21 protein-coding genes and 1 pseudogene are annotated in these 19,457 nt (G+C 70.4%); 4 read left to right on the top strand and 18 right to left on the bottom strand.

Going from position 1 to position 19,457, the window contains the following annotated elements; translation table 11 throughout:
- Nucleotides 1-83 precede the first annotated feature (83 nt).
- Both ACWEOE_RS09575 and ACWEOE_RS09570 read left to right on the top strand, forming a co-directional pair.
- Nucleotides 84-248: pseudogene (locus ACWEOE_RS09575) on the top strand (recombinase family protein); the annotation flags it as partial.
- A 101-nt stretch (nucleotides 249-349) separates the two neighbouring features.
- A complete protein-coding gene (locus ACWEOE_RS09570; protein ID WP_452006521.1) occupies nucleotides 350-511 on the top strand; it encodes a hypothetical protein in 162 nt (53 codons plus the stop codon).
- A gap of 152 nt (nucleotides 512-663) precedes the next feature.
- On the opposite strand, the gene ACWEOE_RS09565 is transcribed toward ACWEOE_RS09570, so the two are convergent.
- Nucleotides 664-1,191: a hypothetical protein gene (locus ACWEOE_RS09565; RefSeq protein WP_452006312.1), complete on the bottom strand. Its 528-nt coding sequence runs from the start codon at nucleotides 1,189-1,191 to the stop codon at nucleotides 664-666.
- A gap of 668 nt (nucleotides 1,192-1,859) precedes the next feature.
- On the opposite strand from ACWEOE_RS09565, the gene ACWEOE_RS09560 reads away from it, so the two are divergent.
- A complete protein-coding gene (locus ACWEOE_RS09560) occupies nucleotides 1,860-3,140 on the top strand; it encodes a nucleotide disphospho-sugar-binding domain-containing protein (RefSeq protein ID WP_452006310.1) in 1,281 nt (426 codons plus the stop codon).
- A gap of 268 nt (nucleotides 3,141-3,408) precedes the next feature.
- Here the strand turns inward: ACWEOE_RS09560 and ACWEOE_RS09555 are convergent, their stop codons facing one another.
- Nucleotides 3,409-4,437 (bottom strand): hypothetical protein, encoded by a 1,029-nt coding sequence (locus ACWEOE_RS09555; protein WP_452006308.1) that lies wholly within the window; start codon nucleotides 4,435-4,437, stop codon nucleotides 3,409-3,411.
- 75 nt (nucleotides 4,438-4,512) lie between these two features.
- Between ACWEOE_RS09555 and ACWEOE_RS09550 the strand changes: the two genes are divergently transcribed.
- Nucleotides 4,513-5,103, top strand: coding sequence for a TetR/AcrR family transcriptional regulator (locus tag ACWEOE_RS09550; protein ID WP_452006305.1), 591 nt, complete (start codon nucleotides 4,513-4,515; stop codon nucleotides 5,101-5,103).
- A 57-nt stretch (nucleotides 5,104-5,160) separates the two neighbouring features.
- Here ACWEOE_RS09550 and ACWEOE_RS09545 read toward each other — a convergent pair whose 3' ends face one another.
- The 16 genes from ACWEOE_RS09545 to ACWEOE_RS09470 all read right to left on the bottom strand — a co-directional run bounded on the left by ACWEOE_RS09545 (nucleotide 5,161) and on the right by ACWEOE_RS09470 (nucleotide 19,445).
- Nucleotides 5,161-5,823 (bottom strand): DUF5666 domain-containing protein, encoded by a 663-nt coding sequence (locus ACWEOE_RS09545; RefSeq protein WP_452006303.1) that lies wholly within the window; start codon nucleotides 5,821-5,823, stop codon nucleotides 5,161-5,163.
- A gap of 12 nt (nucleotides 5,824-5,835) precedes the next feature.
- Entirely contained in the window at nucleotides 5,836-7,038 is a 1,203-nt protein-coding gene (locus ACWEOE_RS09540) for an ABC transporter permease (RefSeq protein WP_452006301.1), read from the bottom strand.
- Complete coding sequence (locus tag ACWEOE_RS09535) at nucleotides 7,035-7,739, bottom strand: ABC transporter ATP-binding protein (protein WP_452006298.1); 705 nt, start codon at nucleotides 7,737-7,739, stop codon at nucleotides 7,035-7,037. The genes ACWEOE_RS09540 and ACWEOE_RS09535 overlap by 4 nt, the downstream gene beginning before the upstream one ends.
- Nucleotides 7,736-9,031 (bottom strand): efflux RND transporter periplasmic adaptor subunit, encoded by a 1,296-nt coding sequence (locus ACWEOE_RS09530; RefSeq protein WP_452006295.1) that lies wholly within the window; start codon nucleotides 9,029-9,031, stop codon nucleotides 7,736-7,738. Before ACWEOE_RS09530 ends, ACWEOE_RS09535 begins: the two co-directional genes overlap by 4 nt.
- Before the next feature lie 85 nt (nucleotides 9,032-9,116).
- Nucleotides 9,117-9,452: a hypothetical protein gene (locus tag ACWEOE_RS09525; RefSeq protein WP_452006293.1), complete on the bottom strand. Its 336-nt coding sequence runs from the start codon at nucleotides 9,450-9,452 to the stop codon at nucleotides 9,117-9,119.
- Nucleotides 9,453-9,484: 32 nt separating this feature from the next.
- Nucleotides 9,485-9,928, bottom strand: a complete 444-nt coding sequence (locus ACWEOE_RS09520) for a hypothetical protein (protein WP_452006290.1) — start codon at nucleotides 9,926-9,928, stop codon at nucleotides 9,485-9,487.
- Entirely contained in the window at nucleotides 9,928-10,674 is a 747-nt protein-coding gene (locus ACWEOE_RS09515) for a hypothetical protein (protein ID WP_452006288.1), read from the bottom strand. The genes ACWEOE_RS09520 and ACWEOE_RS09515 overlap by 1 nt, the downstream gene beginning before the upstream one ends.
- A gap of 26 nt (nucleotides 10,675-10,700) precedes the next feature.
- A complete protein-coding gene (gene hemB, locus ACWEOE_RS09510) occupies nucleotides 10,701-11,672 on the bottom strand; it encodes a porphobilinogen synthase (RefSeq protein ID WP_452006285.1) in 972 nt (323 codons plus the stop codon).
- A 115-nt stretch (nucleotides 11,673-11,787) separates the two neighbouring features.
- Nucleotides 11,788-12,189 (bottom strand): type II toxin-antitoxin system VapC family toxin, encoded by a 402-nt coding sequence (locus tag ACWEOE_RS09505; RefSeq protein WP_452006283.1) that lies wholly within the window; start codon nucleotides 12,187-12,189, stop codon nucleotides 11,788-11,790.
- Nucleotides 12,182-12,412 (bottom strand): type II toxin-antitoxin system CcdA family antitoxin, encoded by a 231-nt coding sequence (locus tag ACWEOE_RS09500; RefSeq protein ID WP_452006281.1) that lies wholly within the window; start codon nucleotides 12,410-12,412, stop codon nucleotides 12,182-12,184. Before ACWEOE_RS09500 ends, ACWEOE_RS09505 begins: the two co-directional genes overlap by 8 nt.
- A gap of 67 nt (nucleotides 12,413-12,479) precedes the next feature.
- Entirely contained in the window at nucleotides 12,480-14,012 is a 1,533-nt protein-coding gene (locus ACWEOE_RS09495; protein ID WP_452006279.1) for a uroporphyrinogen-III synthase, read from the bottom strand.
- A gap of 112 nt (nucleotides 14,013-14,124) precedes the next feature.
- Nucleotides 14,125-15,075 (bottom strand): hydroxymethylbilane synthase, encoded by a 951-nt coding sequence (hemC, locus tag ACWEOE_RS09490; protein WP_452006276.1) that lies wholly within the window; start codon nucleotides 15,073-15,075, stop codon nucleotides 14,125-14,127.
- 3 nt (nucleotides 15,076-15,078) lie between these two features.
- Nucleotides 15,079-16,395 carry a glutamyl-tRNA reductase gene (locus tag ACWEOE_RS09485; RefSeq protein WP_452006274.1) on the bottom strand — a complete coding sequence of 439 codons (1,317 nt, stop codon included), beginning with the start codon at nucleotides 16,393-16,395 and terminating at the stop codon, nucleotides 15,079-15,081.
- On the bottom strand, nucleotides 16,392-17,303 hold the full coding sequence (locus tag ACWEOE_RS09480; protein ID WP_452006272.1) for a redox-sensing transcriptional repressor Rex: 912 nt from the start codon (nucleotides 17,301-17,303) through the stop codon (nucleotides 16,392-16,394). Before ACWEOE_RS09480 ends, ACWEOE_RS09485 begins: the two co-directional genes overlap by 4 nt.
- Before the next feature lie 228 nt (nucleotides 17,304-17,531).
- Complete coding sequence (locus ACWEOE_RS09475; RefSeq protein WP_452006269.1) at nucleotides 17,532-19,094, bottom strand: molybdopterin-dependent oxidoreductase; 1,563 nt, start codon at nucleotides 19,092-19,094, stop codon at nucleotides 17,532-17,534.
- A gap of 111 nt (nucleotides 19,095-19,205) precedes the next feature.
- Nucleotides 19,206-19,445 (bottom strand): glutaredoxin family protein, encoded by a 240-nt coding sequence (locus tag ACWEOE_RS09470; protein WP_452006267.1) that lies wholly within the window; start codon nucleotides 19,443-19,445, stop codon nucleotides 19,206-19,208.
- Nucleotides 19,446-19,457: the final 12 nt, after the last annotated feature.

Genomic DNA, 19,457 nt, shown 5'->3' with positions numbered 1-19,457 from the left:
TTCCTGCGGCGAAGTTGCGGCTTCGAACGCGCCGGCCTCGACGAAAATTCGGGGCCGCAGCAGGGAAACCAGGTCGAGGAACAGTGGTGACCAAGCTCAACCGGCTCGGCCGCTCCCTAGAGCATCTGATCGAGCTGCCCAAGCAGCTGCAGGCAAAAGGTGTGGCCCTGGTGGTGCTCGACCAGGGCATCGACACCTCCACCGCGGTGGGGCGGATGTTCTTCCAGATTCTTGGCTCGATTGCGGAGTTCGAGCACGCCCTGATGTCCGAGCGGACGATGGATGGCCCGGCCGCCGCTCGGGCCCGCGTCCGCACCGGCGGCAGAAGCCGAAGCTGGGGTCCCGCCAGGTGCAACTGGCCCGGCAGATGTACGACGAGCGCGGCGACGACGGCAAACGCCGCTACACCGTCCCCCAGATCGCCGCCGAGTTCGGCGTCACCCGACCCACCATCTACCGTTTCCTGGGCAAGGCCCTCGACACCGCGCCGGCGACGGCCACGTCGGCCTGACCAGCGCCACCCCGACGCCAGCGGGCCGCGGGCGTCGAGCAGAGGTGTAGCGGTGCCCTGCGGTCCAACGGGAGCCAGGTGTCGAATCCCCACCCCGCGACAACCGACACCACGGCCGTACCGCACCCACGGCGTCCTGGCCGCTCACCATCTCACTGTTCACCACGGGCAATCTGATCGCGGACCTGGCAGTCGGGATTCGGGCATTCGGCCGCGTGGCGCTCGTTGTGGGCCGTCACCATCTTTTCGTGCCGCGCCAAGAACTGGGCGTCGCGCCGGGCGCGCCACGGCGACGGCGCCAGGCGGCCGGTGACCAGGAGCTCGTCCGGCGCGTAGTCGTTGGCGGTCCTTTCGACCTTCAGCCCGGCTGCCGTCAGGATCGCGTGCATCGCCGCCCCCATCGCCTCGCCGATCGCGGACGTCAACCGCGAGAACGCGGCAACCTCCTCGCCTTCGCGGTGCGGATCGTCAAACCACGCTTCCTGCGCCGCGTCGACGAGAAGGTTGCCGACGTGCCAGTCGACCAGCACACCCCGCAGATCAGGCACGTCAACATAGACGATCGCGCCGGCCGTTCCGGCTGGATTCGCTTCGGGCACCACCGGTAGCCCGGCCGCGACGAGCTCGGACTGGACGACACCGAGCAACGCATTCAGGCGATGCCGCTGCTCGGGGTCCATACCGAAAGGGTTCTCCGCCATCCCCCGATTTTCCCAGCGACTCCGACTTCGCTTCGAAGGCGGTCGTGATGCTGCTGGCGGAGCAACCGACGGCGATGGTGAACCCGTCGGGATAGGGCTCACCGGACAGCTGCATCGGTGCCCGAGTGATCACGGCGCCCTTCCACCCGGCCTGGGTGAGCGACTTCTGGCTGCCCGGGACCGGCTGCGCGGTCGGCGACGCACCCCCCGGATCCAGGGGCGACGATCGAGGTGTGACTGGCGAGGTGACCGTGCACCGTGGCTGCGCGGCCACGGCCGCGGCGCACGCTGAGGCGGTTCGGGTTCGAGGCCTCATGGACTGGTAGTGACCCGTTCCCGGTGAAACTGGACAGTGGCCTGAGCCAGCACGCGCGAGTGGGTCAGCCGAGCCCGCACTCACAGAAGACCGCGCGATGACACTCGTTGGATCTTGGGCCTGCCAGCACTACGGCTGCTCGAAGCACACCAACCACGGCCTGAGCAACGAGGTCGGCCATACGTGCTGCGACCGTTGTCCCGACGGAGAAACCTGCGAGTTTCGCTGATTGAATGCTGAACTTTTCCGGGAGTGTGGCCGTCGCAGGTGATGGGGTATCTCAGGTCTGGGCTTGGGTCTCCCTGTCCAACGGAGAAGGGGAAGACCAGGCATGACCAAGATCCTCGTGGCCAGCTCTCCAGCCTATGGGCACTTTGCGCCCTTGAAGGTGGTTGCCGAGTATTTGAGCAGGCGGGGCCATGATGTGACTCTCCTGAGTCACAAAAACTTCGGCGGTTCGGTCGGTTCGGGAGTGAGCTTCCGGGCTTTCACGGGCGAAGCCGACGTCGATGTAGAGGCGTCGATCAAGTCGCCGGAGCGGTTGGCGATACCGGAGGGCCCTGCACAGTTCGCATGGGACATGCGCAACGTCTTCGTGAAGGCGGTCGCAGGTCAGCACCGTGACATCCAGCGCTGCATCGAAGAAGCCGGCGATGAGCCGGTTGTACTGATTCATGAGACAGGACTCTTCGGTGCGGTGCCCGTTTTGATGGGGGCTCCCGGGCCGCGGCCTGTGGCTGCTGTGGGGCTCGGGCCAGTGTCCTTCGCACTCGCGAGTGCGGACACGGCTCCGTTCGGGATGGGGCTGCCCCCGGACAGCAGTGAGGAGGGCCGTGCCCGCAACCAGGCGGCCTACGCGGCGATGGGCCAGGTCATGGGCCCGGCTCAGGAGCTGTTCGAGCAGATCCTCGCAGAGCTTGGGGTGCCGGAGGGGCCCGTGCCGTTCTTCCTCGACTCCACTGTCTTGAAGGCGGATCGCTTCCTGCAGCTGTCGGTCGAGGAGCTCAGCTACAAACGCAGCGACACTCCGGCGCACGTCAAGTTCGTCGGTACACTGCCGCCCGCCACAGCCAGCAGCGATCTTCCCGCCTGGTGGCCGGAGGTCACCGGCGCCGGGAAGGTCGTCGTGGTGACGCAGGGAACGATCGCCAACCAGGACTTCGCTGACCTGATCGAGCCGACGCTCCAGGCGCTGGCTGATTTCCCCGCGCTTGTCGTCGCCGCTACCGGCCGTGCCGGTGAGGTGCGAGGTGTACCGGCGAACGCACGGATTGCAGAGTTCATCCCGTTCGGTGACCTTCTGCCGCACACGGACGTGTTCGTGACCAACGGGGGATTCGGGGCGGTACAGCAGGCCCTGAGGCACGGGGTTCCCATGGTGACCGCCGGCCTGTCGGAGGAGAAGCAGGAGAACAACGTCCGCCTTGCTGCCACCGGGGCGGCCGTCGACCTGGCCACCAACCGTCCCACAGCCGACGACGTCCGCCAAGCGGTCGACACCGTGCTGAACACCGACTCCTACAGGGCCAATGCCCAACGCCTGGCCGCAGAATACGCCAAGCTCAACGCCCTGGAAGAGATCGAGAAGGCCATCAGCGAGGTTACGGCCTGACACCAGCCCCTGCCGGATCAGGCGGCTCCCCGGCCCGGTGAGTCGCCTGATCCGCCCCATCGTGCGAGTGCCGCGGCGCTCCCGCCGCGGCACTGTCAGAAACAATTTGCCTTTCCTCGACCCGGAAATTCCTCGTTCCCCACTCCCCCTCACGACACCGTCGTGCTTCCAGTGATCCACGCGTTGCGCACCGCGAGCAAGGAAGACCGGGGGGGATTACCACCGTCAGAGGTGGGATGCGTGCCCGTTCGGACACGGAACCGGGCAGCTACGAACGGATGCGGTAACGCTCGGCGACCGCGTGGAACGCCGCCTTGGGTTCCCACGGCAGGCCCGGGTACGTCGTGCCCGAGCGGTCTTCGAGCACCTTGACGAGACCACCGCCGGCGAGGTCGAGGTCGTCCCGCGGGTCGCCGTCCGGGCGGTGCGGGTGCGTGCGCAGCGCGAAGAGGTACACGAAGGCGCTGTCGACGCCTTCCTCGGCGAAGATGTCCAGCAGTTCGGTCAGGTACCGGGCCTGTCCGGGTTCGTCGCGTTCGTAGACACCGTCGAGCCGGACCGGCCGACCGCTCTCGTCGTACTCGACGATCTCCATGCTGCGGGGCGCGACGTCACCCGAGCCGCGCCAGGTGGCGGTGCCGAACCCCGTGATCACCACGGGTTTGTCCTGCTGTGTCAACGTCCGCACACCTTCGCGGAACACGTCGGCGACGGCGGCCGAGCGGATCAGCTCGATGGTCGTGAAGTCGAACAGGTCCCAGTCGACGCGCTCGAACTGGATGGCCGCGTAGGTGACCTTGCCGCCGAAGGCGCCGCGGATCGCGGGCACGGCTTCGCGGAAGAAGGCGTTGAGCCGCTCGCTCACCCGAGCCATCCGCGCGGGCCGCTGCGCGGGGTCGCCGAGCAGCCAGCCGAGGCGTTGTTCGAGCGTGTCGCCGTCGGCGAACCCGCGCACCATCACCGACAGCTCGGCCCCGGAGACGAACACCACCTCCGCGCCGGTGCGGCGGATCCGCTCGGCACGCTCGGCGCAGTCGGCGAACAGCGCCCGCAGCTCGTCGACGCCGAGGTCGAGCGGGTACGGCGAGAACCACACCTCCAGCCCCAGCTCGGCCGCGAGCCGGCCCGCGACCTCCAGCCGCTCGGGGTCGCCGCCGACGAGCTGGACGGCGGTGCAGTGCAGGTCGTCGCGGATGATCGTGAGCTCGCGCCGAACGGTGCCGGCGTCGAAGTCGTCCCAGGAAGTCCCGCCGTTCTTGACGAAACCCGTGTCATAGGCGATGCCGTTGGCTCTCATGGCGGCGAGGTTAGCCGTGAAACGTGCGTGCACGCAAGTTTGCCTTCACGCACCTTTCCGGGTTTACTGAACTGCGTGACCGGTCTGCGCGAACGCAAGAAACAAGCCACCCGCACGGCGCTGAGCGAGGCGGCGCTGCGACTGGCCCTGGAGCGCGGCCCGGACAACGTCCGCGTTGACGACATCGCCGACGCTGCGGGCGTTTCACCGCGCACCTACAACAACTACTTCGCCAGCCGCGAGGACGCGATCGTCTTCGCGGTGACCACCGACCGCGAAGAACGCGTGGCCGCCGCTGTCCGCGCATCCGCCCGCGCCCTGCCCGACGCGGTGGTGGAAGCCGTGGTCACCCAGTACACGGAGCCGGCCGAGGACGCCCGTGAAGCGCTGCTCCTCATCACCACCAGCCCTGCGCTGCGCACCGCGTACGCCCGCTCCGCCACCGCGCTGGAACCGCCGTTGACCTCGGCACTCGCCGAGCGCGTGCCCGACGGGCCCACCGCCCGCGTGCTGGCGGCCGCGGTCGCCGCCGCGGTGCGGATCGCGCTCGAACAGTGGGCTCAGCCGGTGGGTTCGGGGCTGGTCGTCGTGTCGGGTTCGCTGCCGGACCAGCTGCGGGCGGCGCTCGCCCCGCTGGTGCCGGCGTTGGCTCACGCCGCTCGGTAGTACTCCTCGACCTCGATGTGCCCGGCCGAGTGCTCACACTCGGCAGTCGTGGCCGGCTCAGCGCGCCGGCTGCTGCACGATCGCCTGCGCCGCGACCGTGCCGTCGGAGCCGGGGCGGCCCTGGACCGTCACGGTGGCGCCCGGTTTGAGGTCGGAGAGCTTGCCGGGCTGGGTGAGGCCGACGGTGGTCGAGTCCGAAGTGGACACGGTGACGTCGTTGCCCTGCGGGGTTTTCAGGGTGACGGTGGTGCCGTCGACCTTCTCGACCGTGCCGACGGTGCCGCGGCCGGCGCCGCCGCGAGCGCCGGCGAAGCCACCCGCGCCCTGCTGGCCCGCGCCCTGGCCCGCGCCTTCCTGGCCGGTCCCCTGCTGGCGGCCGCCGAACCCACCGCGGGCGCCACCCTGCTGGCCGCCGGTGCGGGCCGCGGCGGCACCGCCACCGCCGCCTCCGGAGCCCGAGCCGAACGCGGCGTGCGTCCAGGCGCCGCCGGCGAAGGCCAGGGCGATCACGAGCACGCCGGCCAGCACGAGGGTCGGTTTGCCAACCGGCTTGGCGACCCGTTTCATCTCCTGGTTCAGGTCACCCTCGACCGCGGGGGCGGCGACGATCTCCTCGGGCGTCGGCGACCCGGTGGCCAGGGGCGCCGTGACCGGTGCGAACTCGGTCGTCGGCTCGTCGGGGGTCGCCCCGTGGCGGGGCGACTGCGTGGACGAAGACATGTGCGGGGGCTCCTACTCGTGCCGGAGGGCGTCGATCGGGCGCAGGCGCGAGGCCCGGTTCGCCGGGAAACTGCCGAAGAAGAGGCCGATCAGCGCCGACACCGCGAAGGCCAGCACGATCGACGACGGGACCACTACCGGGGTGATGCCCGCGAAGCTGAACTGGCTGCCGACCACACCGATCACCACACCGAGGAACCCGCCGAAGAGGCTCAGCATCGTGGCCTCGGCGAGGAACTGGCCGAGGATCGCCGAGCGCGGCGCGCCGATCGCCTTGCGGATGCCGATCTCGCGGATCCGCTCGGTCACGGTCACCAGCATGATGTTCGTGACGCCGATCCCGCCCACCAGCAGTGAGATCGCCGCGACCGCGCCGAGCAGCACGGTGAACGTCTGCGTGGCCGAAGTGCGCGTCGCGAGCAGCTGCTCGGAGTTCTGGATCTGGTAGTCGGGCGTGCCGCCGAGGCGGATGCCGTGGCGGGCGTTGAGGATCGCGGTGATCTCGGCCTGCGCGAGCGACACGGAGTCGGCCGACGTGGCCTGCACGGCGATCTGGCTGAGGCTGCCGTAGCCGGCGAGCGAGTTCTGCACCGCGCTGATCGGGGCGATGGCGACGTCGTCGGCGTTCGTCAGCCCGGTGCTGCCCTTGGCCTGCAGCACGCCGACCACGGTGAACTGGATGCTGTTGAGCAGCACGTTCTTGCCCACCGGTTCGGCGGTGCCGAAGATCGACTGCGCGGTGGTCGGGCCGAGGACCACGACCTTGCGGGCCTGCTTCACGTCCTCGCTGGTGAACAGCGCGCCGTCGGCGATCTGGCGGTTGGTGGTGGCGAAGTAGGCCGGTTCGGTGCCCGCGACGGACGAGATGTCGTACGACGTCTGCCCGTAGGTGGCCGTCGCGTTGGTGTTGACCACCGGCGAAGCGGCCTTCACGTCGGGCGCGCCGACCGGGTCCACGAGCGCGTGGGCGTCCTGCACGGTCAGCGGCCGGGCCTCGCTGCCCTGCCCGCCGCCGCGCGAGGGCGACACGTTGACCACATCCGTGCCCAGACCCTGGATGCTGGCGGCGATCGCGGCCGAAGCGCCGTTGCCCACCGCCACCAGCAGGATCACCGACGCGACCCCGATGGTGATGCCGAGCGTGGTGAGCGTGGAGCGCAGCTTGTTGGCGGTGAGGCCGCGCACGGCGAAGCGCAGCACCTCGAACAGGTTCACGCGACCACTCCGACGCTGCGGTTGACCTCGTCGGCCACGATCCGCCCGTCGCTGACCCGCACCACGCGGTGCGCGTGCTCGGCGACCTCGTCCTCGTGCGTGATCACCACGATGGTGCGGCCGAGGGCGTTGAGCCGGTCGAACACACCCAGCACGTCTTCGGTGCTGGCGCGGTCGAGGTTGCCGGTCGGTTCGTCCGCCAGCAGCAGCGCGGGCCCGGTCACCAGCGCCCGCGCCACGGCGACGCGCTGCTGCTGCCCACCCGAGAGCTCACTCGGCAGGTGCTTGGCCCGCTCGGTGAGCCCCACCATCTCCAGCGCGGCCAGTGCCCGCGTGCGGCGCGCGGCCCGGCGCAGTCCACTGTAGACGAGTGGAAGTTCCACATTGGACAGTGCACTCGTGCGCGGCACAAGGTTGAACGACTGGAAGATGAAGCCGATCTTTCGGTTGCGCAGCAGGGCGAGCTGGCGTTCGTTGAGGTCGGCGACGCTGAAGCCGTCGAGCAGGTACTTGCCCGAGCTCGGCACGTCGAGGCAGCCCAGCATGTTCAGCAGCGTCGACTTACCGGAGCCCGACGCGCCCATGATGGCGACGTACTCACCGGGCCGCACGAGGAGGTCGACCCCGCGCAGCGCGTGCACGGCCGTCTCGCCGGCGCCGTAGGTCTTGCGCAGCCCGGAGACCGCGATCACGGGTTTCATCCGCGGCCACCGCCGCCGCCGAAGCCACCCTGGCCACCGCGGAAGCCGCCGCCGGCGCCACCGAAGCCCCCGAACCCGCCTCGCTGGCCGCCCGCGCCACCGGTGCCGCCCGTGGTCGCGGTCGGTGAAGCGGCCGTGAGCACCACGCTGTCACCCTCGTTGAGCCCCGACTTGATCTCCACAGTGGACTCGCCACGCACGCCGATCTGCACCTGCTCCGGCACGTTGCGGCCGTTCTGCTGCACCGTGACGACGTTCGTATTGCCCGTGGTGGTGACCGCGGCGGCCGGCACGCTCAGCACGTTGTCGGCCTCGGCCACGGTGATCACGACGCTCGCCGACTGCCCGGGCCGCAGGCCCGTCGGCGGGTTGGTGAGCGTGAGCTGCGCACCGTAGGACACGACGCTGCCGCTGGTCGTGGGTGTGAGGTCGACCTTCGACACCGTCGCCTGGATCGGCTGGTCGGGCGTGGCGTTGAGCGTGACGGTGGCCTTCTGGCCCGCCTTGACCTTGCTCACGTCGATCTCGGCGACCGAGGTGTTCACGAGCAGGTTCGTCAGGTCGGTGATCTGCACGAACCCACTGGCCGACGAGCTGCCGGCGGAACTGCTCTGGCTGTTGCCCCCGTTGCCGCCGCCGTTGCCACCATTTCCACCGTTGCCGCCCGAGGAGCCGGTGCCGCCGGAGCTCCCGGAGCCGCTGCCGGCCTGCTGCCCGACGGTGCCGTTGATCGCCGTGACGGTGCCGGCGCCCGGCGCGGTGAGCACGGTCGCGTCCACGGCCGCCTGGGCCGTGTCGACGTCGAGCTGCGCCTGGTCCACTTTGGCCTGCAACGAGGTCGTCGACTCCTGCTGGCTCTGCCCCTGGCCTTGTCCCGGACCCTGGCCGGCGCCCGAGCCGGTGGTCGAGGTCGCGGCGTCGTCGGCGTCGTCGAGGTTCTCCTCGGCCACCGCGAGGTTGGCTTTGGCCACCTGCAGCTGTTTCTCGGCCTGCGTGGAGTCGACGGTGGCGAGCTTCTGGCCCGCGCTCACCACGTCGCCGACCTTCACGTCGATACTCGTGACCTTGCCGGAGGTGGTGAAGTTCGCGGCGCCGGTGTAGCCGCTCGTGAGGGTGCCCGCGGCGGAGACCGTTTCGGTCACGTCGCCGCGGCGCACCGGGGTGGTGCGGGTCTGTGCCTGGGCGGTGTTGCCTCCCGGCGTGAATGCTTGGTAGATCCCGAAAGCCGCACCGCCGAGCAGTACGACCAGCACCCCGTTGATGACCCATGTCCGGGTACGCAGCCGCGTCATGGCCGCAAGACTGGTGGCGCTGCTTAGCAGTCAGCTGTTGGTTCCCTGTGGGCCAGCTGTGGATGTGGCGGCTCGAGTTGCGAACTCAGCGCTTCTTGGTTCGGTGGCGCGCACGCACCGCGAGCGACAGCTGACGAAGCGCGTCCACCACGAGCACAGCGCACAGCGCACCGAGCGCGAGCGCGCCCGCGAGGTGCCCGCCGAAGTACCGCTGCGACGCCAGCTGCGCGCCGTCTCCGGCGGTGGTGACGACCGTGACGACCCCCGCGTGCCAGAGCACGAACGCCAGCCACAGCGCGGCCGCCGCGACGACCACCTCGCCGAGCGCCACGAACGCGCGCCACGGCTGGTTGAGCCGCGCCGCCTGGGCCGAATCGCCGGGCCACAGGTCGGCGCCGGTCGGCTGGGGAAGGTCGATCACGGGGTCAAGCCTCTCAGGTTGCGGGCCGGACGTCATTTCGTCTCGTTCCTCTCGACGAGCCGCTGCAGCGCCGCCTTGAGCGCCTCGACGTCCCGGGCCCACGCGAGCACGACCGTGCCGTCGTCGAGTTCCACGGGCAGCTCGTCGTACTTGTTCGGCACGCTCCAGCCACCGCCGAGCACCCGCGCGCCGGCGGGGGCGCCGACGTCGGTCACGCCCGCGATCCGCTTCGCCTCGACGCTTTCGCGGCCTTGGCGGAACTCCGCCAGGGTCACTTCGAGCGAGAGGAACCGGCGGCGCGCGTAGACCCAGGGCAGGGTGATCCCGCACAGGGCGACCGCGATCAGCAGCCACGGGATCCAGTGCACCGGGCCGCCCGTCGCCAGCTCCGCCAATGCGCCGAGCACCGCGAACAGCGGTCCCCAGATCAGCGACTTCCAGCCGACGCCGGGTTCGGAGTAGAGCGTGCGGTCCATTACAGCTGTTTGCCGACCTTGGGGAAGTAGTCCCTCGTGCTCGGCAGGTACAGCAGCACCACCACGATCACCAGCAGCAGCGACGACACCAGCGAGAACACGCTGCGCACGAGCCCGAGCTGGAACACCAGGCCCAGCAGCGCCAGCATCGTGACCACGGTGCGGGCCGAGCGGGTGCCCTCGCGGGCCTTGTAGGCGAACAGCACCATGATCACGCCGTAGCAGAGCGCGCCGACGAACAACGCCCACACCAGAAGGTTCGCGTTGGACTCGAGCTGCGCCATGTCGAGCTTGCGGCCCGGCGGGGTGGCCTTCACGGCCTGGTCCACGAGCTGGTGCTTGAACACGATCGTGACGACCTGGCCGATGAGCAGCACCACGGACGCGACGATGGTGAGGATGAACGCGGCCTTCACCGGCCCCGGCGCCTTGCCGTCCTCCTGCTCCGGGCACCCGGGCACGGGCGGCGCGGGCGGATAATCGATCGGCGGGATCCTGACGGGTTCAGGCTGTGATTGCGGCTGCGCGCCTTCGGACTGCGGCGCTGCGGGCGGGGTGGGTTCGGGCTGCGGGTGTTCGGGCTGTGCGGGTTCACCGGATGTGGGTGCACCCCGTGGGGGTTCAGCCTGCACTGGTTCGCCGGCCCCGCTCGGCGACGCGGTGACCCCGCCGGTCTCCGGTTCGTCCGCGTTCGGCTTGCCGAGGTCGTCGCTGGTCTCGGCGGTGTTGTCGTCCTTCTCGGCCACTCGCCGACTCTAGCCCAGTGCCGCGCTCAGTCGAGCCAGGCGGCGGCTTCGGTGGCCCAGTACGTGAGTATCAGGTCGGCGCCCGCGCGGCGGATCGACGTGAGCACCTCCAGGATCGTGCGCTCGCGCTCGATCCACCCGTTGGCCGCGGCGGCCTCGACCATCGCGTACTCGCCGGAGATGTTGTAGGCCGCCACCGGCACCGGCGAGATGTCCGCCGCCGCCTTGAGGACGTCCAAATAGGACAGTGCCGGCTTGACCATGATCATGTCGGCGCCTTCGCCGAGGTCCAGCTCGATCTCCCGCAGCGCTTCGCGCACGTTGCCCGGATCCTGCTGGTAGGTCTTGCGGTCACCCTTGAGCTGCGAGTCGACGGCTTCGCGGAACGGCCCGTAGAACGCGCTCGCGAACTTCGCCGCATACGCGAGGATCGCCTTGTCGCTGTGGCCCACCTCGTCGAGCGCCCGGCGGATCACGCCGACCTGCCCGTCCATCATGCCGCTCGGGCCGAGCACGTGGGCGCCCGCTTCCGCCTGCGCCACGGCCATTTCCGCGTAGATGCGCAGGGTCGCGTCGTTGTCCACCGCGCCGTCGGCGTCGAGCACCCCGCAATGCCCGTGGTCGGTGAACTCGTCGAGGCAGGTGTCAGCCATGAGGACCGTCGCGTCCCCCAGCTCGTGGCGCAGGTCCCGCAGCGCGACGTTCAGAATCCCGTTCTCGTCGACGGCGCCGGACCCCTCGGCGTCCCGCTTGGCGGGAACACCGAACAGCATCAGCCCACCCACGCCGGCGTTCACCGCGTCCACCGCGGCCTTCCGCAGCGTGTCCCGGGTGTGCTGCACAACCCCCGGCATGCTCGAAATCGGCCGCGGCGCGTCGATGCCCTCGGCCACGAACATGGGCAGAATCAGCTGACGCGGGCGAAGCGTCGTTTCACCGACCAGCCTGCGCATGGCCGGCGTGGTACGGAGCCTGCGGGGTCGATGCTCGGGGAACACGCCTTCAACGGTACTCCGGCTGTTCAGGGAGCATTTCGCGTGCCCTCGGGAAAAAGCACGTTCTGACAAGGTGTCTGGAAACCCGCGCAGATCGGCAGGTTTCCGGATCACGGCATCAGAGGATCGCTTCAGCGAGTTTGCTCGCGCGGGCGAGCCGGTGGTCGGTCGTGAGTACTGCCGTCCGCAATCGGGCGGCAAGCTCGATGTAGAGCGCGTCAGTGAACCGGAGGTCGGCGCGCCGAGCCCAAGCGCCGGAAACAAGTTCGACCACCGGGTGGCGAGTGACCGGAAAGCTCGCAAGCGCACCCAGAGCGACGTCCACATCCTCGGTCGTCAGTTCTCCTGCTCGCTGCAGCCGCCCCAGGGCCGAGAGGACTTCGGCATCCAAGTGGGCCGGCGCGTGCAACACGGTGCCACGCAAACGCGACCTCGCCGAATCGGCGTAGCTGGTGCCCGCAAGGAGATCGACGAGAACGGACGCATCGAGAACCGCGATTTCCGCCGGTGAATCAGGCATCCGAGGCGTCGCCCAGCTCAGCCCGGGCGGCGTCGAGCGCGGTGAGCACGGCGTCGTGCGAGACCTTGCCGCGCGGCGCCGGCATCGCGTCCAGCCACGTGTCGGTGGCCTGACGCTGCAACGCATCGCCAAGTGCCGCCTGCACGAGAGCACTCACGTTGAGGTCCGCCGCCTTCACCCGCTCGGCCAGATCATCGGGGATGTAGACGTTCACACGCGCCATACACACACTATACACACAAGGCCCCTTCCCGCCGAAGTGGGAAGGGGCCTTGTGGAACCGAAACCCGTCAGGAGCGACGAGCCCGCTTCGCCTTGCGCGGCGGCGGCAGCGCGCCCTCCGCGCGAAGCCGGGCGGCGTGCTCGGCCAGGGCGTCCACCAGGTGCGGCACATCGGCCTTCTCCGGCTGGACGTCGACGCGCAGGCCGAACTCCACGGCGGTCTCCGCGGTCTTCGGGCCGATGCACGCGACCAGGGTGCGCGTGTGCGGCTTGCCGGCGATGCCGACCAGGTTGCGCACCGTCGAGGACGAGGTGAAGCAGACCGCGTCGAAGCCGCCGGTCTTGATCATCTCGCGGGTCTCGGCGGGCGGCGGGGCGGCGCGGACCGTGCGGTAGGCCGTGACGTCGTCGATTTCCCAGCCGCGGTCGCGCAGGCCGGCCGACAGGGTCTCGGTGGCGATGTCGGCGCGCGGGAGCAGCACACGGTCCACCGGGTCGAGCACGTCGTCGTACGGCGGGAACTCGGCGAGCAGGCCTTCGGACGACTGCTCGCCCGACGGGATCAGCTCGGGGATGATGCCGAACGAGCGGACCTTGGCGGCCGTCGAGGCGCCGACGCAGGCGATCTTCACCCCGGAGAACGCGCGGGCGTCGAGGCCGAACTCCTCGAACTTCTCCCACACCGCGCGAACCGCGTTGGTGGAGGTGAAGACGATCCACTGGTACCGACCGTCGACGAGGCCCTTCACGGAGCGCTCCATCTGCGCGGGGCTGCGGGGCGGCTCGACGGAGATCGTCGGGACCTCGTGCGAGGTCGCGCCGTGGCTGCGCAGGCGGTCGGCCATCTCGCCGGCCTGCTCCTTGGTGCGGGGCACCAGGACCTTCCAGCCGTACAGCGCGCGCGACTCCCACCACGACAGCTTCGAGCGGTGCCCGGCCGCCTGACCGATGGTGACGATCAGCGGGCCGACGAGCTCACCCGCGTCGTTGCCGAGCGTGGCGAGCGTGGAGTCGAGGGTGCGCTGGGTGTTGATGGTGCCGTTGGCGGTCACCGCGACCGGCGTGGCCGCCGGCATGCCCTTCTCCGTGAGCCGGCTCGCGGCCTCGGCGAGGTGCGCCGAGGTGGCGTGCAGCACGAGCGGGCCGGGCTGCGCGGCCAGCGCCGCCCAGTCGACCTCGCCGCGCACGTCGACCTCGGTGTGGGTGCCGCCCAGGGCGACACCGGCGTACGCCGGCACGGCGGCGCCGGGGGAAACGCCCGGGATCACCTCGAACACGGCGGACGTGCGGGCCACGGCCTGCACCTCGTTCACCACGGCGGGGGTGGTCAGCGGGTCGCCGGCGACCAGGCGCAGCACGAGCCGCCCGGCCTTGGCCTCGGTGGTCAGGTCCTTGGACACGTCGGCGGGCTCACCGACGGCGGGCCGGACCTCGGCGCCGGGGGCGGCGAAGGCGAGCACGGCGGCCGGCACGTCGGGATCGGTCACCACGACCTCGGCCTTGGCGAGCAGCTCCTGGGCGCGGACGGTGAGCAGCCCGGCGTCACCGGGGCCCGAGCCCACGAAGGCGACGCGCCCAGCGGTCTTGCGAGCGGGGGTCATCTCTGGCGTTTCTCCTGTCAGGCGGCCGGATACGGCATCGGCCACAAGTGGGTGGTGCTCATCTGTGAGGCACAGACGTTCGGGCAGTTCGTTGTGTTCAGCGACGCGGGCGTCACTGGGCGGGGCCGGACAGCAGCGCGCCGGCTCCCAGGTCGAGGAGCTCGGCGGCCAGTGTGCGACCGAGCTGCTCCGCTTCGGCGAAGTCGGCGAGCGCGGAGGCCCGCAGCATGTCGACCGAACCGTTCTCGCCCGTCACGGCCGCGGTGCCGCGCAGCGAGATCCGTTCCACGACCGCGCCCTCGGAGTCGAGGTCCTCGACGATCTCGGCGAGCGCGCCCACGGGCGCGCTGCACCCCGCCTCGAGCGCGGCCAGCAGGGAACGCTCGGCCGTCACCGCGGCCCGCGTGCCCTCGTCGTCCAAACTGGACGCGAGCAGGTGCTCCACGTCCACGTCTTCGGCCCGGCACTCCACCGCCAGCGCCCCCTGCGCGGGAGCGGGCAGCATCTGGATCGGGTCGAGGGTCTCGGTGATCTCCCCCACCAGGCCGATCCGGGCCAGTCCGGCACGCGCGAGCACCACGGCATCGAGCTCGCCGTCGGTGACCTTGCGCATGCGCGTATCGATATTGCCCCGGATCGGCACGATTTCCAAACCGAGCCCCAGCGCGAGCAGCTGCGTGGTGCGCCGGGGCGCGCCCGTGCCGACCTTCGAACCCGGCGGCAGCTCACCCAGGGTGAGGCCGTCGCGGGCGATCAGCGCGTCGCGCGGGTCCTCGCGCGGCGGCACGGCGGCCAGCACGATGCCTTCGGCCGGCGCCGTGGGCAGGTCCTTGTACGAGTGCACGATGACGTCGATTTCCTTGCGCAGCAGGGCTTCCCGCAACGCGGAGGTGAAGACGCCGACGCCGATCTGCGGGATCGGCGCGCTGGAGGTGTCGCCGGGCGTGACGACCCGGACGATCTCGACCTCGGCGCCGGTGGCGCGGATCTTGTCGGCCACGGTCTCGGTCTGCGCGACGGCGAGCTTGCTGCCCCGCGTCCCGATGCGAATCACTCTGTTCACTGCTTACTTCTTCTCGATCTCTGGCGGCACGGCAGTGGGGCTCGCCACAGCCGCGGGGGCCTGCGGGTCGAGGCAGAACAGCTCGCGCAACGCGTTGGCGTAGTCGGTGTCGGCCGTCTCGGCGGCCAGCTGCTTCACCCGCACGGTGGGCGCGTGCAGGAGTTTGTCGACCACACGGCGGACCGTGCGGCCGACTTCTTCGCGGACCTGGGTGTCGAGGTCCGGGAGGCGGTTGTCCAGACGAAGCAGCTCGGCGTCGACCACCTCGGCCGCGCGGCGGCGCAGCGCGGTGACGGTGGGCGTGACCTCGGCGCTGCGCTGCCCGGCGAGGTAGTCGCGCACCTCGTCGAGCACGATGCCGTTGGCCTTGATCGTCTGGCGTTCGGTGGTCGGGGCGCCGGCGTCGCGCATGCGGCGCTGGATGGTCTCGAGGTCGACGACGGTCACGTCGACCAGGTCGGCCACGCCCGGGTCGACGTCCTTCGGCAGGCCGAGGTCGCACACCACGAGCGGGCGGCCCGCGCGGGCGGGCACGTGCTCGGGCAGGAACACGGCGTCCTGCGCGCCGGTGCACGACACCACGATGTCGGCCTTCGCCACGGCGTCGGACAGCTCCGAGAGCGGCACGGCGCGCGCGGGCACACCCTCGGCCACCGTCTTCTCGGCCAGGCGCGCGGCCTTGGCCTCGGTGCGGTTGGCCACGGTGATCTCGCCGATGCCGGCCTTGCGCAGGTGCGAAGCGCTGAGCGCACCCATCGACCCGGCGCCGACGATCAGGGCGTGCTTGCCCTGCAGGTCTCCCGCGGCGGCCAGCGCCTCGGACACCACGGACGCGCCCAGCTGGTCGAGGCCCGTTTCGGAGTGCACGCGCTTGCCGACGCGCAACGTCGTCTGGATCAGCTCGTGCAGCGTGCGCCCGACGGTGCCGGCCTCACGCGCGGTGGCGTAGGCGGAGCGGACCTGGCCGAGGATCTGCGTCTCGCCGACGACCATCGAGTCGAGGCCCGAGGACACGGAGAACAGGTGCTCGACGGCCGCGCCGGCGTAGTGCACGTAGAGGTTGTCGTAGAGCTCCGCCGGCTCCATACCGGCCTGGCGGGCGAGCACGTCGGAGACGTCGTTGACGCCGCCGTGGAACGTCTCGACCACCGCGTAGACCTCGATGCGGTTGCACGTGGAGACCAGCATGGCCTCGCTCACGTGCTCGGCCTGCTGCAGTTCGTGCAGGACCTTGGTGACCTCTTCGGCGGGCACCGCGGCCCGTTCGAGCGTGGTCAGCTCCGCACTTCGGTGGGAGAGCCCGACCGCCAACACGCTCATCCGCGCACCACCATTCCAAGACCGCCGTCGGCCTGTCCGTTGCCGTTGCCGCTACTGCCATTGTCGATCGGCAGGCCGGCGTCGGGTAACCCGGTATTCCCCTGAATTGCCAGGGCGTCATCGGCACGGCGAGCCACGTGGAACGAGAGGATCTGCAGTTCGACCGCCAGGTCGACCTTGCGGACCTCGATGTGCGCCGGCACTTGGAGCACCACCGGCGCGAAGTTCAGTATGCACTGGACGCCGCCCGCCACCAGCCTGTCGCACACGGACTGCGCGGCGGTAGGAGGTGTGGCGATGATCCCGATGGAAATCTCGCGTTCGGCGCACACGCGGGGGATTTCTTCGAGGTGCGAGACCGGCAGTCCCCCTACGGGAACCCCGATGAGGTCGGGGTCGAGGTCGAACAGCGCCTCCACGGGGAACCCGCGGCCGGGGAACCCGCCGTAGTTGGCCAGCGCGTGACCGAGATTACCGATCCCGACCACGGCGACCCGGTGCTGCCGGGTGAGGCCGAGGATGCGCTCGATCTGGCTGACCAGCACCTGCACCTCGTAGCCGACACCCCGCGTGCCGTACGAGCCGAGGTAGGACAGGTCCTTGCGCAGCTTCGCGGAGTTCACGCCGGCGGACGCGGAGAGCTCTTCGCTCGACACGGTGGTCGCACCCTGCTCCGCGAGCGCCGACAGCACCCTCAGGTACACGGCCAGGCGCGCGACCGCCGCCTCCGGGATCTGCTTGGCCCGCACGGCCGTCTCCACCGCGGCGTCGACCGCCGGCATCTCGGCCGTGGGCGCGTTGTCGGCATCCGGCGCCGCCCGGCGCGCGCGGCCGTTGGCCTTCGCGGCCCGGCGGGGTGGGTCAGCGGGCGGTTCGGCACCGCTGCGCCTCCCCCGCTGTGTCACCACGCCGGCCACCCCTCAAGATTTGGCAGTTTCCCTTGACCTCGCCACCGCGGTCCGGTTCAATGCCGGTCTTTCGCGGGACGGCTCCCTACGGTAGTCCACTTGTGAACGCACGCACAAAGTCACTGGTCATCGACATGACGCGGCGCACACCTGCGCCCGATCAGGTGACTTGCGGGCGGGTGGAGCGGGGTTCGGGCGAGGGGGCGAGTGGTGCCGGGGCCGGACCCGTCAGGCGTTGACCATCACCGAGTGCCACCCCGACGCCCCGTCGGGCACCGGATCCGCCGCCTGCTCGGTCTGCGTGTACCCGGACTGGTCCGTGGCCCGCACGGTCACCGTGTGGCTGCCCGGCGCCACCACCAGGTCGGTCCACCACATGCGCCACGTGTCCTTGTTGACCTCCGTCGACAGGGCGGCCGGCTGCCACGGGCCCTGGTCCACGCGCACCTCGACCTTCGCGATGCCGATGTGCTGGGCCCAGGCCGTGCCGGCGACGCGCAGCTTGCCGGAGGCCATCTTGGCGGTGTCGATGCGCGACTCGGTCTTGATGGGAGCCTGCTCGGCCCAGCCGCGTTGCAGCCAGTAGGACTGGCGGTCGTCCCACTTGGCGAACTCGAGGTCGGTGACCCACTTGGTCGCGGAGACGTAGCCGTAGAGGCCGGGGATGACGATGCGCGCGGGGAAGCCGTGTTCGACGGGCAGGGGTTCGCCGTTCATGCCGATGGCGAGCATGGCGCCGCGGGTCGGGTCGAGGGCGACGTTCGCCGGGGTGCTGCAGGTGAAGCCGTCGATGCTGGTCGCGTACATCTGTTCGGCGCCGGGTTGCACGCCCGCCGCGTCCAGCAGGTCCACGAGGTCGACGCCGATGAACTTGGCCGTGGAGATCAGGTTCCCGCCGACCTCGTTGGAGACGCACGTCAACGTCACTTCACGCTCCACCAGCGGCCGCGAGCGGATGTCGTTGTAGGAGAACGAGACCTCACGGTTCACGAGGCCGTGGATCTTCAGGCTCCACTCCTCGGTGCGCACCTGTGGCACCACGAACGCCGTGTCGATGCGGTAGAAGTCCGCGTTCGGCGTGATGAACGGCGGCGACCCCAGCTTGGCGAAATCGGCGTCGGGAGGCAGGGGCGGGGCCTTGCGCGCGGCGACGAGCGGTCCCACCGCCGTCCGCGAGGAATCGGCGCTGCCCGTGCTGGAGATGGCCTGCCCGGCGACGGCCGCGACGCCCGCGCCCGCGGCCACACCGAGGCCGCGTGAGAGCACCTGCCGCCGCGACGGACCCTGCGGCGGGCGGATCTCGTCGAACGCCGCCGGCAGCGCGTAGTGGTGCAGCCAGGTGAACACGAACGCCGAAGCCGCCAGCGACACCACGGGCGCGAGCAGGGCCAGCTGGCCGACGTCGGTGCGCTCGTAGACGGCCGCGACGCCCGCGATGCCGAGCAGCACCACCACGATCTGGCCACCACGCGGGTTCCGGCGCGAAACCTGCCCGGCGAGCACCGCGAACAGCACCAGCACCACGGCGAGGCCGATCTTCAGCACGGTCTTGTCCGCCGTGCCCAGCGTCTGCTCGGCCCACACCACCACGGCGTGCGGGCTGTGCGCGATCACGAAGTCGGCGACCGCCACGAACGGCGAAGCGTTGTACCCCACGAACCCCGCGATGAGGTGCCCCACGCCGAGCGCGGTGACGAGGGCCGCCAGCCCGATCACCGAAGCGACAAGCAACGACAACCGCCGTGGCTCAGAGGGTTTCACGACCTGCGGGGCTTCCTTCAACGCGCTCACCCCACCATCTTCGGCGGCCCCGGGCGTGGATGCCGCCGCCGAGCCTTACAGCTTGATTACCGCACCGGACGATCCGGGCACCGGCGTGTGACGGAAACCGCGGAAAGCCGCTCAGCCGGCCAGCGCGCGACGGAACCGCTCTTCCTCCACGCGCCAGTAGCCGTGTTCCGCACCGTCGATGAGGATCACCGGCACCTGGTCGCCGTACTCGGCCTGCCACTCGGACCTGCTGTCGACGTCGGCGAGCTCCCACGGCACGTCGAGCTCCCCGCAAATGCGCGCGACCTCGGCCTCGGCCACCTCGCAGAGGTGGCAACCGGCGCGGGTCATCACCGTCACCTGATGCACCACCGCAGTCTAGGA

The organism is Amycolatopsis sp. NPDC004368, from assembly GCF_053602515.1.
Note: the sequence above shows the minus strand (reverse complement) of the source record. Positions and strands in the feature narration are given on the sequence as shown.